Source organism: Streptomyces sp. NPDC001515 (genome assembly GCF_053597115.1).
Genome location: NZ_JBSFHN010000017.1, coordinates 44,642 through 63,274, shown reverse-complemented (window position 1 = coordinate 63,274; position 18,633 = coordinate 44,642). Strand labels below are relative to the sequence as shown.

Below are 18,633 nucleotides of genomic sequence, written 5' to 3'. Positions count from 1 at the left end.
GGCAGTCCACTGTCCCGGGGCGGGGGCGGACCACTTGCCCGCCCGGCCCGGGACGTCACCGCGGGCCCCTACCCGGCGGTGCCGCGCAGCAGCGCGGCGGCCTCCAGCAGCGCGTCCCGGCAGGCGTCCTCGCTGACCCCGGGGACCGCGCAGGCCAGCAGCAGGACGCGGCGGGTCCCGCCGGTCACGGCCTGGTGCACGCCGTCGCGGTGGGCGAACTGCGAGAGGACCCGCGCCCGGTCGGCGAGGACCAGCCCGCCCGCCTCCAGGGTCACCGGGCCGTCCGCGCCGAGCGCGATGAACTCCTCCGTGCCGTCGGTGAGCCGCAGCGTCACCTCGCCGTCGAGCATGTCCCGGTCGAAGAGGCCGAGCGCGACCAGGGTGCGGACGGCCACCGCGTTGACGGCGTCCACGGCCGGGTTGATCCGCGGCCAGGCGCCGAGCGGCTTGGCCCGCAGGCCCCGGTCGATCAGCGCCTGCACGGACGGGGGCCGCTTGTCGGGGTGGGCGCCGATCAGCCGGCTCAGCTCCCGGTAGGCGGCGACGTGCGGCGCGTTGCGCACCTCGGCGCGGCTGGCTCCGGTCCACCGGGTGTGCGCCTCGGTCCAGACGTCCTCGGCCGGGGCGGGGCCGGCCGGGCCGATGTCCGCCTCCAGGGTCAGGACGTGGACGCCCGGGACGAGGGCGCGGGCCTCGGGGGTGACGTCCGCCTTGCGGAAGGTCGGGGTGCCGTGCGTGACGGTCATCGGGTTCCTCCGGAGAAGGTCAGGGTGTCCAGCGCGTGCAGGTTCAGGTCCTCGGCGGTCAGAACCCGTTCGGTGTCGATGAGGATGTTGTAGTGGTTCGGGGCGTGGCACTCGTCGAATCCGGCCACCCGTCCGATCGGCCCGGCCGGGCCCACCACGAGGTCGCCCCGGTCGATGACCACCCCCACGGGGAATTCCGCGAAGCCGAGGAAGCCGACGTGGTCGACGCGGTCGCCGGTGTCGGTGGGCCGGTCGGTGGTGGTGACCAGTTCGTGCACGTCACCGGCGCGCACACAGCGCGACCGCCACGGCGACAGCCGCATGCCCCGGTCGGTGCGCCGGTGGAACAGCAGTTTCACCAGGTTGGCCGAGACCGGCTCCTTGGCGGACATCCGCAGCCGCTCCTCCCGGGTGCGGCCGATGGCGTACGCCTCCTCCACGAGATCGACGATGTGCGGGCCCCGGTCCGGGCCCTCGCGCCCCTCGCGGACGGTGTGGTGGAAGTCCGCCATGATGCCGGCGTACTCGTGGTCGAGGGAGGACTTGAACGCCTCGAAGCCGTCCAGCATGTCGGCGCGCAGCTCCCGGCCGTCCTTGAGGTGCACGGTGATGTCCTTGCGCTCACCGGTCTCCAGCGCCCAGTCCAGATCGACGGCGACGGGGATGCCGTCGGCGGTGGCCAGGGAGAGTTCGGCGCAGAACTCGACTCCGGAGCGGACGTCCCCGATGACGGCGTCGGTCAGGGTGAGCGGGCCGAGGACGGTCTCCAGGGCGTCCAGCGCGTTGGGGCCGTTGTCGATGACGCAGCCGCCGCCGCACCGGTCGAGGTCCTGGTACCAGCGGTCGGAGCCGGTGTGCTCCTCGATCCGCTCCTGGTAGCGGCTGGTGACGTGGCTGATGAGCGCGCGGTCGGGCAGCAGGTCGGCCAGCCGGCGCACGTGGGTGTTGTAGCGGCGGTGGAAGGCGGTGAACAGCGTGGTGTCGTACTCCTCGGCCAGCGCGGTCAGATGCCGGGCGTCCTCGGCGGCGACGGTCAGCGGCTTCTCGCAGCAGACGTGCACCCCGGCCCGCAGGGCGTCGGCCACGACGGGGGCGTGCGCGTGGTTGGGCAGGGTGACGACGACGCCGTCCACCCGCCCGGAGGCGAGCAGTTCGCGGTGGTCGGTGTAGAGGGCCACGCCCGCGTCGAATCCGGTGAGCTTGGCCGGGTCGAGGTCGCAGACCGCGGACAGCCGCAGGTGCGGGTCGTCCTCGATGGCCTGGAGGAAGAAGGGGGCGATGACGCCGACGCCGATGACTCCGATACGCATGACGGTCCGGTCCTTTCCGGTCGCTGAGCTGGGGCGGGTGGGGCGGGGAGGGGTGGTACGGGTTCGGGGAAGGGGGCGTACGGGCCGTCAGGCCACGGGCTCCAGGACCCGGCCGGTCAGCGCGGCGGGCGCGGCCACGGCCAGTTCACCGGCGAGCACGGCCAGCCCCTCGGCCACCGGGCCGGGCAGCAGCACGCCCTCCTGCCGCGACTGCGCGTACCGCTCGGCCTCGGGCGCGCCCGGGTAGGTGACCCCGCGCGTGGCGTAGGCGGCGGCCGGGGAGTTCACGACGGTGTCGAGCAGGGTCCGGTTCTCGGCGGCTATGGCGTGCGCGGAGCCGAACGCCGAGGGGTCGATGACGATCGCCGTGTGGCCGACGTTGTCGTCCCCGGCCGGCTCGCCCTTCAGGACCCCGGGGCGCGGGCCGTAGGCGGCGCCGGAGAGCGGACCGCACAACAGGTCGACCAGCAGCGCGAGTCCGAAGCCCTTGGCGCCTCCGGTGGCGGCGGGCCCGCCGAGCCAGGCGACGTCCGCCTCCTCGGCCATGAAGTCGGCCGGGTCCGAGGTCGGGGTCCCGTCGTGGCGCACCAGCCACTCCTGCGGCACCTGCTGGCCCTCGCGGTGGGCGGCCTTGATCTTGCCGGTGGCGACGACGGTGGTGGACATGTCGAGGACGAACGGGGCGCCCTCGGTCACCGGGACGGCGGCGCTCAGCGGGTTGGTGCCCAGCATCCGCACGGTGCCGCCGAGCGGCGGGGCGACGCCCTGGGCGCCGCAGTTCGTCATGGCCAGCCCGATCAGCCCGGCGGCGGCGGCCTTCTGCGTGTAGTAGCCGGCGCTCCCGAAGTGGGTGCTGTTGCGAACGGCGACCATGCCGATGCCGGTCTGGCGCGCCTTGGCCATCGCGATGTCCATGGCCAGGTCCATGGTGACCAGGCCGAGCCCCCGGTCGCCGTCGAGCAGGGCGGCCCCGGCGGTCTCCTGCACGACGTGCGGCACGGCGTCGGGGTCGATCCGGCCGTCGAGCAGCCGGGGGGCGTAGATGTTCACCAGCCCGTTCGTGCCGTGCGTGGTGAAGCCGTGCGCGTCGGCGTACGTGATGACGTCGGCGGCGGTCCGCGCGGCGTCGGCGTTCAGCCCGCACCGGGCGAGGACGTCGCGGACGAAGGAGGTGAGCTCGGTGAGCGGGACGCGGACGGTGCTGGTCATGGCGGATCCTTCGGGTCTGGGGTCGGGCGGCGCGGGAAGAGGGCGGTGCGGGGTGGTTCGGGCGGTGAGGGCGGTTCAGGCGGTGCGGGCGGCGAAGGCGTGGACCAGGTCCTTGACGCGCCGGGCGTAGCTGTCCAGGTCGTCGAGGTCGACGAACTCGTCGGCGGTGTGCGCCCCGTTGGCGTCCAGCCGGCCGGGGCCGCAGGCCACGACGTACCGGCCGGGGCCCGGGGCCCAGATGGCGTCGCAGGTGAAGGCGGAGCCGTCGGCGAGGCCGTCGTGGCGGACGAACCCGGCCGTGTGCAGCATCCGTTCGGCGTCGGCGTCCCGGTTGTTCAGCGTCGGCAGCCCCTGCTTCAGCCAGTCCAGGCGGACGATCCGCCGCCAGTCCTTGACGGTGCGCCGGCTGAACGGGTCGTGGGCGTGCAGATGGGCGAACTCGGTACGGGCCTCCTCGATCAGCACCTCCAGCGAGGCGGCGAGCAGTTCGGCCTGCTCGGTCGCCGGGTAGGCGATGTTGATCAGCAACTGGCCGCCGCCGTACACCCGGTTGTGGGCGGTGCCGGTGTGCAGGCCGGAGACGCAGAGCTTGGCGCCCATGCCGTGGGCCAGCGGGCCCAGCCGGCGGGCGAGGAAGTCCGCGAGGAAGCCCAGCAGCACGGTGGCGTTGTGGCCGTCGGCGGGGTGGTCGTCGGTGGAGTCCTGGCCGAGCACGGTGATCCGGGGGGTCATCGCGGCCGTGCAGCCGTCCATGAAGGTGTTCCCGGTCGGCTCCGCGAACACCATCAGCCGGCCGGTGTATCCGGCGTCGATCAGGGCCCGGGTGCCGTACGTGCCCATCGCGCCGCCCTCCTCGCCGGGCACCGAGGCGATCTGCACCTCGATCCGGCCGTCGAGACCGGGGTCCTCGGCGAAGGCGGCGGCCACCCCGACGGCGGCGGCGACCCCGGGGCCCTTGTCGTCCACGGCGCCCCGGCCGTGCAGCACCCGGCCCTCCAGGCGCGGCGGCACGTGCGGGCCGACGGTGTCCATGTGGAAGTTGACGACCATCCGCCGCTCCTGCGGCTGCGGCGAGCCGTACGCCACCACGACCGCGGGCTGCCCGGCCAGGAAGGCCGGCAGGTCCCGGGCGGCGGCCTCGCGCACCGGGGCCGGGACCTCGGGGCGGTCCAGCAGCTCGGGGGCGGGCGAGCGGTGCAGGGCGGTGCGGAATCCGCGCGCCCGCGCCCCCGCCAGGAAGACCTGCTGGGCGCGGGCGGTGCCGTCCAGCGGCCCGCCCTCCAGCGGGGAGACCGTGTCCACGGCCATCAGATCGGTCAGCCACTCCAGGTCGGCGGGGGCCAGTCCGTCCTCGGTGCGGATCGTGCGGGCCGTCTCAGCCATGGTGGCTGCCCTCCCAGTAGGTGTGGATGCCGGTGGTGTCGATGCCGAGCAGGGCGGCGCAGCGCCGCGCGTAGGCCCGGTAGCCGTCGGCCAGGGCGGCCGGGTCGCCCTCGACGCCGAGGTGCGGGATGTGGGCCAGATGCGGCTCCAGGCTGTAGTGGCCCCGGTAGCCGTGCTCCTCCAGGAGCCGTACGCAGGCGGCGACCTCGGCGGTGCCCTCGCCGGGCAGCGTGAACTCCGCCCCGGCGGACGTCCGGACGCCGTCCTTGATGTGGACGTGCTCCACCCAGGGCAGCACCCGCCGCAGGAAGGGCAGCGACTCGTAGCCGTAGGCGAGGCCGTTGCCGGTGTCGAAGAGCAGCCGCAGCCGGGGGCTGGCGACCTCCTCCAGCATCCGCACGGTGTGCTCGGCGCTCCGGCCTCCCCAGCCCTGGCAGTTCTCGTGCAGCAGGGTGACGCCCAGCCGCTCGGCCTCCCGGGCCAGCAGCCGCATCCGGCGCAGCGCCTCGGTGCGCCATTCGCGGTCCCGGCGGCCGTCGTTGGGGTACGACATGACGCGCAGCCGGTCGCAGCCGACGAGCGCCGCCGCGCGGGCGGAGCGCTCCAGGACCGCGAGTTCGTCGTCCATGGAGGTGGCGACGGTGGTGGACCAGGAGCCGACGGGGGTGTCGACGACCGGCACCCGCAGTCCGGCGACGATGGTGCGCCGGGCGAGGTCGGCGGCGTCGCCGACGGACAGCTCGTGCAGGCCGAGTCCGTCGACGGTGCGCAACTCGATGGCTTCCATGCCCAGTTCGTGGTGGATCGCGAGCTGGCCGGCCAGATCGGCGGCGGCCTCGTCGCCGATGCCGCACAGCCGGTCGGGGGTGATGGTCAGGGGCTCGTGCGCGGACATCGTGGTCACCTCCCGGCGGTGTGGAAGCGGTGGACGGCGGCGACGACGCGCTCGGCGGCGCCCGGGGCCATGTCGGGGTGGAGCGGGAGCGCCAGCGCCTCGCGGGACAGCCGCTCGGCGACCGGGAAGTCGCCGGGACCGTGGCCGAGGTGGGCGAAGGCGGGCTGGAGGTGGAGCGGGCGGGGGTAGTAGACGGCGGTCTCGATGCCCTCCCCGGCGAGGTAGGAGCGCAGCGCGTCGCGTTCCTGGGAGCGGATCACGTACGTGTAGACCGCGCGTCCCCCGAAGCCGGCCGGGGGCGGCAGCAGGGCCGGGGCGAGCGGGCGCAGCCCCTCCTCGTACACGGCGGCGATCGCGCGGCGGCGCTCCAGCAGACCGTCCAGGTGCGGCAGCTTGCGCAGCAGGAAGCCTGCGGTCAGCTCGTCCATCCGGCAGTTGAAGCCGAGGAGTTCGTGGTAGAAGCGCTTTCCGGCGGGCTGGCCGTGGTTGCGGAGCATCCGGGCGACGCGGGCGATCTCGGGGTCGTCCGTGACGATCATCCCGGCATCGCCGATGCCTCCGGCGGGCTTCGCGGGGAAGAAGGAGTAGACCCCGGCGTCGCCGTGCCGGCCGGCGGGCCTGCCGTCCACCTCGGCGCCGAGCGCGACCGCGCTGTCCTCGATCAGCCGCAGCCCGCGCCGGCCGGCCAGCTCGGTGAAGGCGGCCATGTCCGGGGAGCCGGAGAAGAGGTAGGCGGGCAGCAGGGCCCGGGTGCGGTCCGTGACGGCGGCCTCGGCGGCGGCCGGGTCCAGCAGCCCGGTCCCGTACTCCACGTCCGCGAAGACCGGGCGGGCGCCGCGCAGGGCGACGGTGGAGGCGGTGGAGACGAAGGAGAACGCGGGGGTGACGACCTCGTCGCCCTCGCCGATGCCGAGCGCGGCCAGGACCACGGTGAGCGCCCCGGTGCCGCTGGCGACGGCGACGGCGTGGGCGGCGCCGGTGCGGGCGGCGATCTCCGCCTCCAGCCGCTCCACGCGCGACTTGAGGATGAACTCGTCGCTCTCCGCGACCTCCTGGAAGACCTCCACGATGTCGTCGACCCAGTCGGCCGAGCGGGCGGACCAGTCGAAGTAGGGGATGGCGGTGCTCACGATGCGGCTCCGTAGAAGGCGTGGACCAGGGCGGCGACGCGGTCGGCCTGCTGGTCGGTGAGGTCGGGGTAGAGGGGCAGCGCCAGGGCGCGCCGCGATGCGGCCTCGGAGACGGGGACGGGGTGGCGGGAGCCGGGCAGCGGGGCGAGCAGCGGCTGCTCGGTCAGCGGGCGCGGGTAGTACGCCTCGGTGCCGACGCCGTGCTCCTCCAGGTAGGCGGCCAGCTCGTCGCGGCGGTCGCACTCGATGAGGTAGACGTAGTAGACCTGGTTGCTCGGGTTCTTGGCCGGGGCCATCCACGGGGTGGTGACGGTCCCGGCGAGCGGGGCGAGCGACCGGTCGTAGCGGGCGGCGAGTTCGGCCCGGCGCTCGATCTCCTCGGTCAGCCGCTCCATGCGGTGCAGCAGGAACGCGGCGTGCAGTTCGTCGCAGCGGCTGTTGTAGCCCAGCTCCTGGTAGACGTAGGCGCCGTCGGTGGCGTACGCCCCGTCCGTGCCCTGTCCGTGCAGCCGCAGCCGGCGGGCGCTCGCGGCGATCTCGTCGTCGTCGGTGAGCAGCATCCCCGCGTCACCGAGCGAGCCGAGGGTCTTGGTGGGGAAGAAGGAGAGCACCCCGCCGCTGCCCCACAGACCGGCGTGCACCCCGCCGGCCCGCATGTCGATGCCCTCGGCGCTGTCCTCCAGGAGGATCAGCCCGTGCCGGTCGGCCAGGTCCTTCAGCCGCTCCATGTCGGCCATCTGGGAGAAGAGGTGGACCGGCATGATCGCCCTGGTCCGCTCGGTGATCGCGGCCTCGGCCCGCTCCGGGTCCATGGCGTAGCTGCCGGGCAGCACGTCCACCAGCACCGGCTGGGCGCCGACGTGCAGGACGGAGGAGGCAGTGGCGAAGAAGGTGTACGCGGGGACGATGACCTCGTCGCCGGGGCCGATGCCCGCCGCCCTGAGCAGGATGACCAGGGCGTCGGTGCCGTTGGCGACGGCCACCGCGTGCCGGGCGCCGGTGCGGGCGGCGATCGCGGCCTCCAGTTCGGCGGTGACCGGGCCGGAGGTGAACCGGCCGGAGGCGGCGACCCGGCGGACCACCTCCGCCAGCCGGGTGCGGTCCCGGCGGGCGGAGGCGGCTCCGCTGAAGAAGGGGACGGCGGTGTCGGCGCTCATCGGGTGGCCGCCTTCAGCGCGGAGATCATCCCGGTGACGGCCCGGCGGCGGCCCGCCGCGTCGCGGGCGGCGCCGATGGCCTGGAGCAGGGCGCTGCCGACGATCACGCCGTCGGTCTTGCCGTGCAGGGCGGCGACGTGCTCGGGGCGGGAGATCCCGAAGCCGACGGCCATCGGGGTGTCGCCGGCCGCGCGGACCCGCTCCAGATAGGCGTCGATGCCCGGGTCCAGGTCCTTGCGGACGCCGGTGACGCCGTTGGCGGCGAGGACGTACAGGAAGCCCCGGGAGGCGGCGGCGGAGGCGGCGACGCGCTCCTGGGAGCTGCCGGGCGCGGTGAAGAAGGTCTGGCCCAGTTCGGTGGCCTCGGCGTGCTTGAGCCAGGCGGCGCCCTCGCTGACCGGGAGGTCGGGGACGACGAAGCCGTCGGCCCCGGCGGACCGGGCGTCGTCGTAGAGCTGGGTGAGGCCGTAGCGCAGGAACGGGTTGCAGTAGCCCATGAGCACGATCGGCGCCTCGATGCCGGCGGCGCGGGCCTCGGCGACGACGTCGAGGGTGGCGGCGGTGGTGGTGCCGGTGTCCAGGGCGGCCTGGCCGGTGGCCTGGATGACGGGGCCGTCGCCCAGCGGGTCGGAGAAGGGGACGCCCAGCTCGATCACGTCGGCGCCGGCCTCGACGGCGGCGGAGATCAGTCCGACGGTCTCGCCGAGGTGCGGGTAGCCGGAGGTGAGGTAGGCGACGAGGGTGGTCTCGTCCTTGGTCCGGTTGTCGGTGAAGGTCTGTTCGAGGCGCTTCATCGCGCGGTCTCCTCACGCTGCTTGAGGGCGGCCATGGCGGAGGTGAGGTCCTTGTCGCCGCGGCCGGAGAGGTTGACGAGGATCGTGCTGCCGGGGGCGCTCTCGCGGGCCACCTTGAGGGCGCCGGCCACGGCGTGGGCGGACTCCAGGGCGGGGACGATGCCCTCCTGGGCGCTGAGGGCGGCGAAGGCGTCCAGCGCCTCGTCGTCGGAGGCGGTGATGTAGTCGACCTTCCCGGTGTCCTTGTAGTGGGAGTGCTCGGGGCCGACGCCCGCGTAGTCGAGGCCGGGGGCGATGGAGTGGGTGAGCTGGATCTGTCCGTCGTCGTCCTGGAGGAGGTAGGTGCGGGTGCCCTGGAGGACGCCCGGGTCGCCGTAGATCAGCGGGGCCGCGTGGCCGCCCTGGCCGCCCTTGCCCTCGCCCGCGGCCTGGACGCCGACGAGCCGGACCGGGTCGTCGAGGAAGGCGCTGAACATCCCGGCGGCGTTGGAGCCGCCGCCCACGCAGGCCACGACCGCGTCGGGCAGCCGGTCGTTCTCCTCCAGGAACTGGGCGCGGGCCTCGCGGCCGATGACCGACTGGAAGTCGCGGACGATGGTGGGGAAGGGGTGCGGTCCGACGACGGAGCCGAGCAGGTAGTGGGTGGTGTCGGGGCGGGCGATCCATTCGCGGATCGCCGCGTTGATGGCGTCCTTGAGGGTGGCGGTGCCCAGGTCGACCAGTTCGACCCGGGCGCCCAGCAGCTCCATGCGCTGGACGTTGGGGGCCTGGCGCTCGGCGTCCACCCGGCCCATGTAGACGGTGGCCTCCAGGCCGAGGTGGGCGCAGGCGGCGGCCACGGCCACCCCGTGCTGTCCGGCCCCGGTCTCGGCGATGATCTGCTTCTTGCCCAGCCGCCGGGCGAGGAGGGCCTGCCCGATCGAGTTGTTGATCTTGTGGGCGCCGGTGTGGGTCAGGTCCTCCCGCTTGAGCCAGAGCTTGACGCCGTTCTCCGTGGCGCCCAGCCGGTGCAGCTCGGTGATCGGGGTGGGCCGGCCGACGAACATCTTCAGCAGCCGGTCCAGCTCCCGGGTGAACTCCGGGTCCAGCAGGGCCTTGTGGTATTCCTCCTCCAGCTCCTGGAGCGGGCCCACCAGGGTCTCCGCGACGAACTGTCCGCCGTACTCGCCGAATCGGCCGTTCACGAGGCCACCTCCAGAATCGGGACCCCGGTGTACGTCCGCAGCTGTGCGGTGGGGTCGGGGCTGCTGAGCAGGGATTCGCCGATGAGCGCGGCGTCGAAGCCGTGCGCGGCGATGCGTTCGATGTCGGAGCGGCCGGACAGGCCGCTCTCGCTGACGGTCAGGACGCCGCGCGGGATGTCGCGGCGCAGCCGGGCCGAGTTCTCCAGGTCGACCGCGAAGGTCTGGAGGTCCCGGTTGTTGATGCCGACGATGCGGGCACCGGCGTTCAGCGCCCGGTCCACCTCGTCCTGGGTGAAGGTCTCCACCAGCGCGTCCAGCCCCATGCAGTGCGCGGTCTGCACCAGATCGGTCAGCAGCGCGTCGTCCACCGCACGGGCGATGACCAGCACCGCGTCGGCCCCGCTGTCGTGGGCGAGCCGCACCTGGCGGATGTCGACCAGGAAGTCCTTGAAGAGGACCGGGACGGTGACGCCGGGGTGCTCCGCGACCGTGCGGACCAGCTCCGGCGAACCGCCGAAGTAGGGCGTGTCCCCGAGGACGGAGATCGCCGAGGCGCCGCCCTCGACGTAGCCGCGCGCGGTGGGCACGGCGAGCGCCGGGTCCAGCAGCGGGCCCTTGGAAGGGGACTTGGGCTTGATCTCCGCGATGACCGAGACCCGGGTCCCGCCGATCGCGGCGGCGAACCGGCCCGGCGTGGCCGGGGTGCGCCGGCCGCGTGCGGCGGCCTCGGCGGCCCGGGGTCCGCTCCAGGCGGCGCGTTTGGCGGCGACGATGTCGTCGAGATGGCTGCTCATGAGGAGGACTCCTGCGTGATCGGGGTACGGGCGAGCCGGGCGGCCAGTTCGGCCGGGGCTCCCCGCCGTACGGCGTCGCGGGCGAGGACGATCCCGCCGTCCAGATCGTCGGCGGCACCGGCCAGATGGAGGACGGCGGCGGCGTTCAGCACCACGGTGTCCAGCAGCGGGGCCGGGGCCGTGCCGTCCAGCACCCTGCGGGCCAGCTCCGCGTTGCGGGCCGGGCCGCCGCCCGCCAGCGCCTCGCGTCCGGCGGGCCGCAGCGGCAGCCGCGCCGGGTCGACGGTGGACTCGGTGAGCGTGTCCCCGTCCACCCGCAGCACCCGGGCCGGGCCCGCCGTGGTCAGCTCGTCCATGCCGTCGAAGCCCTGGACGACCCAGGTGCGGCGGTGGCCGAGCAGCGCGGCGGCCTCGGCCAGGACCTCCTGGTCCCGGCGGGTCGCGGTGCCGATGAGCCGGCCGGTCAGCGGGACCGGGTTGGCCAGCGGTCCGGAGAGGTTGAACAGGGTCTTGAAACCGAGCCTGCGGCGGACCGGGGCCAGCCGGCGCAGCGCCGGGTGGAGCGCGGGGGCGAAGAGGAACGCGAACCGGTGCGCGGCCAGCAGCTCCGGGATGCGCTCCCCGGCGTCCAGCTCGATCCCCAGCGCCTCCAGCAGATCGGCGCTTCCGCACGGCGAGGTCGCCGCCCGGTTGCCGGCCTTGGCGACGGTCGCCCCGGCCGAGGCCGCGACCAGACCGGCCAGGGTGGAGATGTTGACCGAACCGCTGCCGTCACCACCGGTGCCGACCACATCGACCGCCGGGCCCGTCCAGGCCACCGGCCGGGCCACCGCGAGGACCGCCTCCACAGCGGCGGCCACCAGGACCGGCGTGGCCCCGCCCACCGCGACCGCGGTCAGGAAGGCCGCCGCGTCCACCTCGTCCGTCGTCTCGTCCAGCAGCTCCGCCACCGCGTCCCTGGCCGAGGCGGCCGAGACCGTGCGGCCGGCGACCGCGTCCCGGGTCACGCCCGGGAGCGCACGGCCGGTGAGCAGGGCGGTCGCCATCACAGCACCGCCACATTGCTGGCCGCCGTCAGCTTGTTGTGGGTGTCGAGCACGACCGGCGGGATGCCCCAGAGCAGGTCCTGCTCCAGCCCCGGCACGGGGGTGACCATCACGGCGGCGTCCAGTTGCGCCAGCTCCACCACGGCCCAGTCGGCCGAGGCGACCGGCTCGCCGTCCACGACGAGGTCCGGGACCAGCGGGTCGTGGTAGGAGACGACGGCCCCGGCGGCGCGCAGACCGCGGATGACGTCCAGGGCGGGGGCGTTGCGCAGATCGGCGACGCCGGACTTGTAGCTGACGCCGACGACCATCACCTTGGCGCCGCGCAGCTTCGTGCCGCGCTCGGCGGTCAGCTCGGCGAGGCGCTCGACGACCTGGCCGGGGCGGCGCTCGACCCGGTCGAAGGCGGCGGCCACCAGCGACATGTCGGTGCCGGCCCGGTCCGCGGCCTCGCGCAGGAAGAGCGGGTCGACCGGGATGCACTCGCCGCCGACGCCGGGGCCGGGGTAGTGCGCCAGGAAGCCGTAGGGCTTGGTGGAGGCGGCGTCGATGACCTCGCGGACCGGTATGTCCAACGCCCGGCAGAGGTCGGAGAGTTCGAGGGTGAGGCTGATGTTGACGAGGCGGAAGGTGTTCTCGAAGACCTTGGAGAGTTCGGCGACCTCCAGCCGCGAGACCGGCACGACCGTCTCGCAGACGAGGCCGAACAGGGCGGCGGCCCGGCGGGTGCACTCCTCGGTGAGACCGCCCACCACCTTGGGGGTGTTGGTGAGGTTCCAGCCGTTGGTGTTGGCCGGGTCGACCCGCTCGGGGGCCATCGCCACATGGAAGTCGGTGCCGGGCTCCAGGCCGGTGGCCTCGGCGAGGGCCGCGGCGGCGGCGGCCGTGGTGCCCGGCGGGACGGTGGACTGGAGGATCAGCAGCATCCCCCGGCGCAGCAGCGGCGCCACCGAGTCCATCGCGGACTCGACGTAATCGAGATTGGCCTGCTGGTCGCCGGTGACCGGGGTCGGCACGCAGATGATCAGGACGTCCGAGCCGGCCAGCTCGCCGGGCTCGGTGGTGGCGCTCAACCGCTCGGCCACCGAGGCGAGTTCGGTGTCGCTCACATCCGGCAGATAGGAGCTGGAGCGGGCCACCCGGGCGACCCGGCCGGCGTCGGTGTCGAGCCCGCGGACCGGCAGGCCGGCCATCGCGAAGCCGAGCCCGAGCGGCAGGCCGGTGTAGCCGAGGCCGACGACGCCCACCCGCAGGGTGCGGCGCTCGATCTTCTCGTCGAAGACGCTCGCGCCGTCCCGCCCATGAATCACGGGAGCGAGTACGCCAGTCATCTCAACCATGGGGTTCTCCCTCTGAGTGCTATAAATAAAGGCCGTTGGCGTGATCAAGTAGGCCAGTGGCCGAGGGTGACCACCCAGACCACTGCGGGGGATACGGAGCAGACCAGATGGCCTGGCATCTGTCGGTGGAAGTGGACCGGGACTCCTCCGTTCCCCTCACCGCGCAGCTCCAGAACGCCATCAAGACCCGTATCGAGGACCGCGTCCTGCACCCCGGCGCGCGGCTGCCTTCGAGCCGCCAACTCGCCCTGGACCTGGGCCTTTCGCGCAGTGTGGTGGTCGAGGCGTACGAGCAGCTGATCGCCGAGGGGTATCTCGACGCGGTGCGCGGCTCGGGGACGCACGTGGCCCGCAAACTGCCCGAGAGCGCGGGCGACACCTCCCTGCTGGACTCCCGGCCGGCCACCAGCGCCCGCTGGGATCTGCGGGTCGGCATCGCCAACCTGTCCAACTTCCCGCGCCAGGAGTGGCTCAACTCCTATACGAAGGTGCTCCAGAACGTCGGCCGCGAGGGCATGGACTATCCGCCGGTGGCCGGCATCGCGGAGCTGCGCAACGAGCTGTCCGGCTATCTGGGCCGGGTCCGTTCCGTGCACACCGAGCCCGCGCAGGTCATGGTGACCGCCGGGTTCGCCCAGGGGCTCGCGCTGCTCTCCGACGCGCTCCAGCGCCTCGGCATCCACGAGCTGGCCATCGAGGAGCCCGGCCACAGCGGCCAGCGCCGCTTCATCCTCGACACCGGGCTGACCCCGCTGCCGGTCCCGGTCGACGAGGAGGGGCTGATCGTCGAGGCGCTGGAGCGCACCGGCGCCCGCGCGGTCCTGGTCACCCCGGCGCACCAGTTCCCGACCGGGGTGATGATGTCGGCCCGGCGCCGCGCCGAGCTGCTGGCCTGGGCGCGGGAGCGGGACGCCTGGATCATCGAGGACGACTACGACGGGGAGTTCTGGTTCGACCGGGGGGTGCGGCCCACCGCGCTCCAGGAGGGCGATCCGGAGCGGGTGGTCTACGCGGGCACCACGAGCAAGGTCCTGGTACCGGGGCTGCGGCTGGGCTGGCTGGCGATCCCGCCGAAGCTCTACCCCCTGATGGAGCGGGTCCGCTCGCGCCAGGACCAGGGCTCGGACACCCTGACGCAGCTGGCCTTCGCCGAGCTGATGCGCAGCGGGCTGCTCGACCGCCATCTGCGCCGGGTCCGCTCCCGCTACCGCTCGCGCCGCGAGGCGCTGGCCCTGGCCGTGCGCGAACACCTCCCGGAGGCCCGGCTGATCGGCTGCGCGGCGGGGCTGCACAGCTACGCCGTCCTGCCGCGGGGCACGGACGAGACGGCCGTGGTGCACGGCGCGCTGAGCCGCTCGGTGCTGGTCCGCAGCGGCCAGCAGTTCCGCTTCGGCGGCCCGCCCGGGGAGCCGGGGCTGCTCCTGGGCTACGGCTCACTGCCCCTGACGGGCATCTCGGAGGCCCTGGCGGCCATCGGCGCGGCGTACGGGGAGGCCCGCCGCCGCTGAGCCCCTGAGGCGGCCGTACGGGCCTTCGGGGGGCGTACGGCCCCTGAGGCGGCCGTACCGGGCCCTGGGGCGGCGCGGGGGCTTCAGAAGGCCGTACGGGGCCCGGGGAGTCCCTGGGAGGGGCCCGGGGCCTCAGCGCATGGAACGCCCGCGCGGGGCGGCGATCAGCTTCTGGGCGAGGGCCTTGTTGACGGCGTCGATGCGCGAGACGGCGTCGAGCTTGTCGAAGATGTTGCGCAGATGGCGCTTGACGGTGCCCTCGGTGATGCCGAGCCGGGCCGCGATCTGACGGTTGCTCATCGCCTCGGCCACACAGGTCAGCACCTCGCGTTCGCGGGGCGAGACCGGTCCGGCGTCCTGGTCGTGCGGCTGGTCGCCGCCGGCCGTGTAGCCGGCGCGCGGGACCAGGATGGTGATCTGGTCGTCCTCGCGGGCCGCGTTGCGCACCGCGCTCAGCAGCGCCGCGCGCGAGACGCTCTTGTGCAGATAGCCCCGGGCGCCCAGTTGCAGCAGCTCGTGCACCAGCGGCTGGTCGTCATACATGGTGAGGATGATGATCCGCAGCCCGGGAAAACGTTCCAGCAGCCCGCGCACGGCCGCCCTGGGGTGGTGGTCGGGCATCTCCACGTCGAGCAGCAGCACATGCGGCTGATGGCGCTCCACCAGCTCGGCCAGGCCCCGCCCGCTGCTGGCCTGGGCCACCACCTGGAGGTCGTCCTCCGCGTTCAGCAGCTCCGCCAGGGCGGTGCGCAGCAGGGTGTGGTCGTCGGCCGCGAGGATGCGGATGAGGTCAGGCCGTGCGTTCAGCGGAATCACCGGAGAGGTCCATCAGGGGGATCGTGACCGTGACCCGCGTGCCGCCGGCCCCGGGTGAGCTGGTGAACAGGATCGTTCCGCCCAGGAGTTCGACGCGTTCGGTGGCGGAGGCGATGCCGTTGGCCCGGCCCGCCGTGGCCACCGCCGAGGGGTCGAAGCCGCGTCCGTCGTCCTCGATGAGCGCCTGCACCTGGTACGGGGCGATGTCCACGGCGGCCAGGACGTGTTCGGCCTCGGCGTGCGCGAAGGAGTTGCGCAGGCACTCCCGCACCACGAGGAACACCTCGTCCAGCACCTCCTGCGGGGCCCATTCCTCACTGCCGTTGACCTGGACGCGCACCTTGGAGGGGGTGATCTCCATGGATTCCAGGAACGCGGTGAAGGCGGACTCCAGCGTGCCCTCGCGGTCGGCGCGGCGCAGCTGGGTGACCAGATCGCGGATGATGCCCAGCGCCTCGGTCAGCGTCTCCTTGACGGCGCCGATGCGGGCGGATACCTCGTCGGGGCGGGACTGCCAGGTCAGCTCGTGCAGTTCGATGCGGCGCAGGGCCAGGCTGACGTGGTTGCCGAGGTGGTCGTGGATCTCGCGGGCGAGCTGGCGCTGTCCGGCCGCGTTGACCTCGCGCACGGTGTTGAGCAGATACGTGTCGTGCCCGATCGCGCCGGCCTCCAGGCGCAGCCCGATCCCCCGCTGGAGGGTGCGCACCCCCGCCTGGAAGCCGTCGAAGGCGCCGGGCGCGTGCACCATCACCCGGCCCAGCGCGTCGAAGACGATGTCGAAGAGGATCGTCCCGGCGCGGATGGAGTGGACCGCGTCGATGCCCTGCGTCGCCCGCTCCACCCCCAGGCCCTCGACCTGCTGGATCAGCAGGTCGCGTACGTCGGAGCGGTGGGTGCGCAGGCTCTCCGCGCAGTCCCGGATGATCCGCTCCGCCTGGAGCGCGCAGGTGCGCCAGGTGGTCTCATTCGCTACCAGAGGACTTTTGATTGCTTCCAGCCGGCCCCGGTAGTCGGACAGTAATTCCGGTGTACTGGCCAGCAGTTGTTCGACTGTATCGGATTGAATAAAACCCGAATGCATCAGAAGAGCCCCCACCCTCACCAGAAACCGACCCTCGGATCATCATCGTACGGTTACGGCATGTCAACACGATGCCTACCGTCCCACGTTCTGAGACACGCCGCGCTAGGGCCATGAAAAGACGCTGACCACGGCGCCCGCGACATCCGTGGCGACCGATCCCACATAGCCGTCGGGGCAGTTCACCTCGTGGACGTACCAATCCCGGGGATCACCGGAGCGGTGCGCGCGCCGTACTCCTTCCGGTCCGGGATCACCGACGCGCACGGGGATACGCAGCCCCGTTCCCGCGGCTTTCCCCACGGCCTCGATCGCCGTCCACGTGCGGAATCCAGCAATCCGGTTCTCTGGGCCGACGGCCGGTATCCGGGACCAGTCGAACACGGCGCGGACGCGTTCGACATCCACGCCCACCGCACCGGGCCCTCCGGCCACCCCGACGAGCGCGGCGGCGCCGGAATGCGACAGGCTGAAACCGATCTCCGGCCAGGGCCCGTCCACGAGCACGGGCCGCCCCTGTCCGCAGTCGCCGCACTCCTCCGGCTCGGGGCAGCGGCGGACGAACCGGGGCACCGCGGGCGGCACGCCGAGATAGCCGGCGAGCACCGCGCGCAGGGCGAGGTGCGCCCCCCGGTAGCGCCCCCGGGCGAGGGGCCGGGCGATGCGCGCCGCACGGGCGCGCTCGCGGGGATCGAGGACCGCGTCCCCTCCCTCGGAGGGAACACGGTCGAGCGCGACGGACCAGACGTGAAGCTCCCTGGGCGCCGGAAAAAGGGCGCGCGGGGGTAAAGAAACAAGCGTATGCATAGCGGCTTCCCGGGGTCGGAAACGGACCAGGGCTGCCAACGGCCCATGACGGGAAGCGGGGTGCCGGAGAGGACCGGCGCCCGCCTGCTCACCAGCGAAGCGCCAGGAGGGGGCGGGCGGGCGGTCCACTTCGGCGGCGGTCCGGCGTACCAGCGCACCACCGGCCGGCGGTCCACGGCCGCTCAAGGGCCGGTCGAGGACGGACGGAGATCCCCTCGGCGCGGGGCGGAAAACGGACGGAGCAATTCGGAATCCGACCCGCCGGTATTCCGTGCCTCTTCCGTGCCTCTTTAGGAGTACGCATGGCTCATTTGCGGAACAGTCAGGCACCTCTACCGGTGCCTAGGCTCCTGGTCATGCCTACGGCGACGATACGGCCACTGCCTGTGACTGCACCCAGTGGCACGAAGCACCGGAATCCCAGCATTCTTCGACTCTGCGTCGAGGAATCCCGGCCCGCTGTTCTGATGGCCTTCCAGCTCCGTTATTTCGCGGGAATCGCCCTGGCACTCGCCTCGGATCCCGAAATCGGCCCCCGCTCGGTCGTCCAGGCCGTCTTCGGCTCCCTCGCCTGGTTCGGCGCCATCTTCTACACGTATCTCTTCAACGGCTGCATGGATTACCACGAGGACCAGGTCAACGGCTCCGCGCGGCCCATCGCCAGCGGCCGGCTGCCCCGCGCCACCGCGCTGCTCGTCGCCCGCATCGCCGCCGTCGGCTCCCTGGCCTCCGCCGCGTGCGCCGGAACGGGCCCCCTGATCCTGTGCGCGGCCATGCTCCTGCTCGGCCACGCCTACTCCGCGCCGCGCTTCGCCTGGAAGAACCGGACGCCCGCCGCGATGGGCGTGGTCCTCGCCTCCGGCCTGCTGACCTACGCCGCCGGCCCGCTCACCCTCGGCCTCTCGCCGCACTCCCCCGCGCTGTTCCTCACCGCCGCCGCCATGTCCCTGTGGATGGCCCTGGTCGGCGCCGTGGCCAAGGACTTCTCCGACATCGAGGGCGACACCGCGGCCGGCCGCCGGACGTGGGCCGTCACCCTCGGCGAACGCCGGACCCGCTACCTCGTCGCGGCCGGCGCCTGCACCGTCGCCGCCGTCTTCACGGCCGGCGCCCTGCGCTGGGCGCCCGGCCAACTGCCCACCGCCTGCGTGGTCCTGGCCGGCGCCGCCGCCCTCGCCACCGTGACGCTCCGGGGCCGCACCACCGACAGCCGCCACCGGCGCCGCCGCCCGTACCGCTTCTTCATGGTCACCCAGCACTGCGCCCACCTGGCGCTGCTCGGCCAGGCGTTCGCCTGACCGAGGGCCCGGCGAGCCGGGCCGTGAGGAAACACCGAAGAGACATCACCCCCTCCCCAAAGGCGCATTCACGCACCACTCAAGTGCAGTACACCGACACCACAGGGTGGTCGAAGTGGTTTCATCACCGGAGAA

The 18,633-nt window shown here is 73.4% G+C and carries 17 protein-coding genes; 2 read left to right on the top strand and 15 right to left on the bottom strand.

The annotated features are described in order from the left end of the window. Positions 1-68: 68 nt before the first annotated feature. From ACWCXC_RS19290 to ACWCXC_RS19235, 12 genes are all read right to left on the bottom strand, one after another. Positions 69-746, bottom strand: a complete 678-nt coding sequence (locus ACWCXC_RS19290; protein ID WP_450890033.1) for a phenylalanine--tRNA ligase beta subunit-related protein — start codon at positions 744-746, stop codon at positions 69-71. Next, positions 743-2,056 carry a Gfo/Idh/MocA family protein gene (locus tag ACWCXC_RS19285; RefSeq protein WP_450682556.1) on the bottom strand — a complete coding sequence of 438 codons (1,314 nt, stop codon included), beginning with the start codon at positions 2,054-2,056 and terminating at the stop codon, positions 743-745. The genes ACWCXC_RS19290 and ACWCXC_RS19285 overlap by 4 nt, the downstream gene beginning before the upstream one ends. A gap of 87 nt (positions 2,057-2,143) precedes the next feature. Continuing rightward, complete coding sequence (locus ACWCXC_RS19280) at positions 2,144-3,265, bottom strand: Ldh family oxidoreductase (protein ID WP_450682555.1); 1,122 nt, start codon at positions 3,263-3,265, stop codon at positions 2,144-2,146. 75 nt (positions 3,266-3,340) lie between these two features. After that, positions 3,341-4,648 carry a M20/M25/M40 family metallo-hydrolase gene (locus ACWCXC_RS19275; protein WP_450682554.1) on the bottom strand — a complete coding sequence of 436 codons (1,308 nt, stop codon included), beginning with the start codon at positions 4,646-4,648 and terminating at the stop codon, positions 3,341-3,343. Then, positions 4,641-5,543, bottom strand: a complete 903-nt coding sequence (locus tag ACWCXC_RS19270) for a sugar phosphate isomerase/epimerase family protein (protein WP_450890032.1) — start codon at positions 5,541-5,543, stop codon at positions 4,641-4,643. Before ACWCXC_RS19270 ends, ACWCXC_RS19275 begins: the two co-directional genes overlap by 8 nt. A 5-nt stretch (positions 5,544-5,548) precedes the next feature. Next, positions 5,549-6,673, bottom strand: a complete 1,125-nt coding sequence (locus tag ACWCXC_RS19265; RefSeq protein WP_450682552.1) for a DegT/DnrJ/EryC1/StrS family aminotransferase — start codon at positions 6,671-6,673, stop codon at positions 5,549-5,551. Continuing rightward, positions 6,670-7,830: a DegT/DnrJ/EryC1/StrS family aminotransferase gene (locus ACWCXC_RS19260; protein WP_450682551.1), complete on the bottom strand. Its 1,161-nt coding sequence runs from the start codon at positions 7,828-7,830 to the stop codon at positions 6,670-6,672. The genes ACWCXC_RS19265 and ACWCXC_RS19260 overlap by 4 nt, the downstream gene beginning before the upstream one ends. After that, positions 7,827-8,624: a tryptophan synthase subunit alpha gene (gene trpA, locus ACWCXC_RS19255; RefSeq protein ID WP_450682550.1), complete on the bottom strand. Its 798-nt coding sequence runs from the start codon at positions 8,622-8,624 to the stop codon at positions 7,827-7,829. Before trpA ends, ACWCXC_RS19260 begins: the two co-directional genes overlap by 4 nt. Continuing rightward, entirely contained in the window at positions 8,621-9,808 is a 1,188-nt protein-coding gene (trpB, locus tag ACWCXC_RS19250; protein WP_450890031.1) for a tryptophan synthase subunit beta, read from the bottom strand. The genes trpA and trpB overlap by 4 nt, the downstream gene beginning before the upstream one ends. After that, positions 9,805-10,602, bottom strand: coding sequence for an indole-3-glycerol phosphate synthase TrpC (locus ACWCXC_RS19245; protein ID WP_450890030.1), 798 nt, complete (start codon positions 10,600-10,602; stop codon positions 9,805-9,807). The genes trpB and ACWCXC_RS19245 overlap by 4 nt, the downstream gene beginning before the upstream one ends. Then, positions 10,599-11,648 (bottom strand): anthranilate phosphoribosyltransferase, encoded by a 1,050-nt coding sequence (gene trpD / locus ACWCXC_RS19240; protein WP_450682547.1) that lies wholly within the window; start codon positions 11,646-11,648, stop codon positions 10,599-10,601. Before trpD ends, ACWCXC_RS19245 begins: the two co-directional genes overlap by 4 nt. Continuing rightward, complete coding sequence (locus ACWCXC_RS19235) at positions 11,648-12,988, bottom strand: nucleotide sugar dehydrogenase (RefSeq protein ID WP_450890029.1); 1,341 nt, start codon at positions 12,986-12,988, stop codon at positions 11,648-11,650. Before ACWCXC_RS19235 ends, trpD begins: the two co-directional genes overlap by 1 nt. 107 nt (positions 12,989-13,095) lie before the next feature. Between ACWCXC_RS19235 and pdxR the strand changes: the two genes are divergently transcribed. Further along, positions 13,096-14,496, top strand: a complete 1,401-nt coding sequence (gene pdxR, locus ACWCXC_RS19230) for a MocR-like pyridoxine biosynthesis transcription factor PdxR (protein ID WP_450682545.1) — start codon at positions 13,096-13,098, stop codon at positions 14,494-14,496. A gap of 132 nt (positions 14,497-14,628) precedes the next feature. Here the strand turns inward: pdxR and ACWCXC_RS19225 are convergent, their stop codons facing one another. The 3 genes from ACWCXC_RS19225 to ACWCXC_RS19215 form a co-directional block, all read right to left on the bottom strand. Further along, the gene (locus ACWCXC_RS19225; protein WP_383650692.1) at positions 14,629-15,312 is read right to left on the bottom strand and encodes a response regulator; all 684 of its coding nucleotides are present in this window, start codon (positions 15,310-15,312) and stop codon (positions 14,629-14,631) included. After that, positions 15,287-16,408 carry a sensor histidine kinase gene (locus tag ACWCXC_RS19220; protein ID WP_450682544.1) on the bottom strand — a complete coding sequence of 374 codons (1,122 nt, stop codon included), beginning with the start codon at positions 16,406-16,408 and terminating at the stop codon, positions 15,287-15,289. The genes ACWCXC_RS19225 and ACWCXC_RS19220 overlap by 26 nt, the downstream gene beginning before the upstream one ends. A gap of 90 nt (positions 16,409-16,498) precedes the next feature. After that, positions 16,499-17,200 carry a hypothetical protein gene (locus ACWCXC_RS19215; RefSeq protein WP_450682543.1) on the bottom strand — a complete coding sequence of 234 codons (702 nt, stop codon included), beginning with the start codon at positions 17,198-17,200 and terminating at the stop codon, positions 16,499-16,501. Positions 17,201-17,667: 467 nt separating this feature from the next. Here ACWCXC_RS19215 and ACWCXC_RS19210 point away from each other — a divergent pair, with 467 nt between their 5' ends. Beyond that, positions 17,668-18,498, top strand: a complete 831-nt coding sequence (locus ACWCXC_RS19210; protein WP_450890028.1) for a UbiA family prenyltransferase — start codon at positions 17,668-17,670, stop codon at positions 18,496-18,498. The last annotated feature ends 135 nt before the right edge of the window (positions 18,499-18,633 follow it).

What these genes read in the sequence shown, in the direction of transcription:
- ACWCXC_RS19280 (WP_450682555.1), bottom strand. Translation starts at nt 3,265, where the DNA reads ATGACCAGCACCGTCCGCGTCCCGCTCACCGAGCTCACCTCCTTCGTC.
- ACWCXC_RS19270 (WP_450890032.1), bottom strand. Translation starts at nt 5,543, where the DNA reads ATGTCCGCGCACGAGCCCCTGACCATCACCCCCGACCGGCTGTGCGGC.
- ACWCXC_RS19215 (WP_450682543.1), bottom strand. Translation starts at nt 17,200, where the DNA reads ATGCATACGCTTGTTTCTTTACCCCCGCGCGCCCTTTTTCCGGCGCCC.
- ACWCXC_RS19275 (WP_450682554.1), bottom strand. Translation starts at nt 4,648, where the DNA reads ATGGCTGAGACGGCCCGCACGATCCGCACCGAGGACGGACTGGCCCCC.
- ACWCXC_RS19285 (WP_450682556.1), bottom strand. Translation starts at nt 2,056, where the DNA reads ATGCGTATCGGAGTCATCGGCGTCGGCGTCATCGCCCCCTTCTTCCTC.
- ACWCXC_RS19235 (WP_450890029.1), bottom strand. Translation starts at nt 12,988, where the DNA reads ATGGTTGAGATGACTGGCGTACTCGCTCCCGTGATTCATGGGCGGGAC.
- ACWCXC_RS19245 (WP_450890030.1), bottom strand. Translation starts at nt 10,602, where the DNA reads ATGAGCAGCCATCTCGACGACATCGTCGCCGCCAAACGCGCCGCCTGG.
- pdxR (WP_450682545.1), top strand. Translation starts at nt 13,096, where the DNA reads ATGGCCTGGCATCTGTCGGTGGAAGTGGACCGGGACTCCTCCGTTCCC.
- trpD (WP_450682547.1), bottom strand. Translation starts at nt 11,648, where the DNA reads ATGGCGACCGCCCTGCTCACCGGCCGTGCGCTCCCGGGCGTGACCCGG.
- ACWCXC_RS19260 (WP_450682551.1), bottom strand. Translation starts at nt 7,830, where the DNA reads ATGAGCGCCGACACCGCCGTCCCCTTCTTCAGCGGAGCCGCCTCCGCC.
- trpA (WP_450682550.1), bottom strand. Translation starts at nt 8,624, where the DNA reads ATGAAGCGCCTCGAACAGACCTTCACCGACAACCGGACCAAGGACGAG.
- ACWCXC_RS19290 (WP_450890033.1), bottom strand. Translation starts at nt 746, where the DNA reads ATGACCGTCACGCACGGCACCCCGACCTTCCGCAAGGCGGACGTCACC.
- ACWCXC_RS19210 (WP_450890028.1), top strand. Translation starts at nt 17,668, where the DNA reads ATGGCCTTCCAGCTCCGTTATTTCGCGGGAATCGCCCTGGCACTCGCC.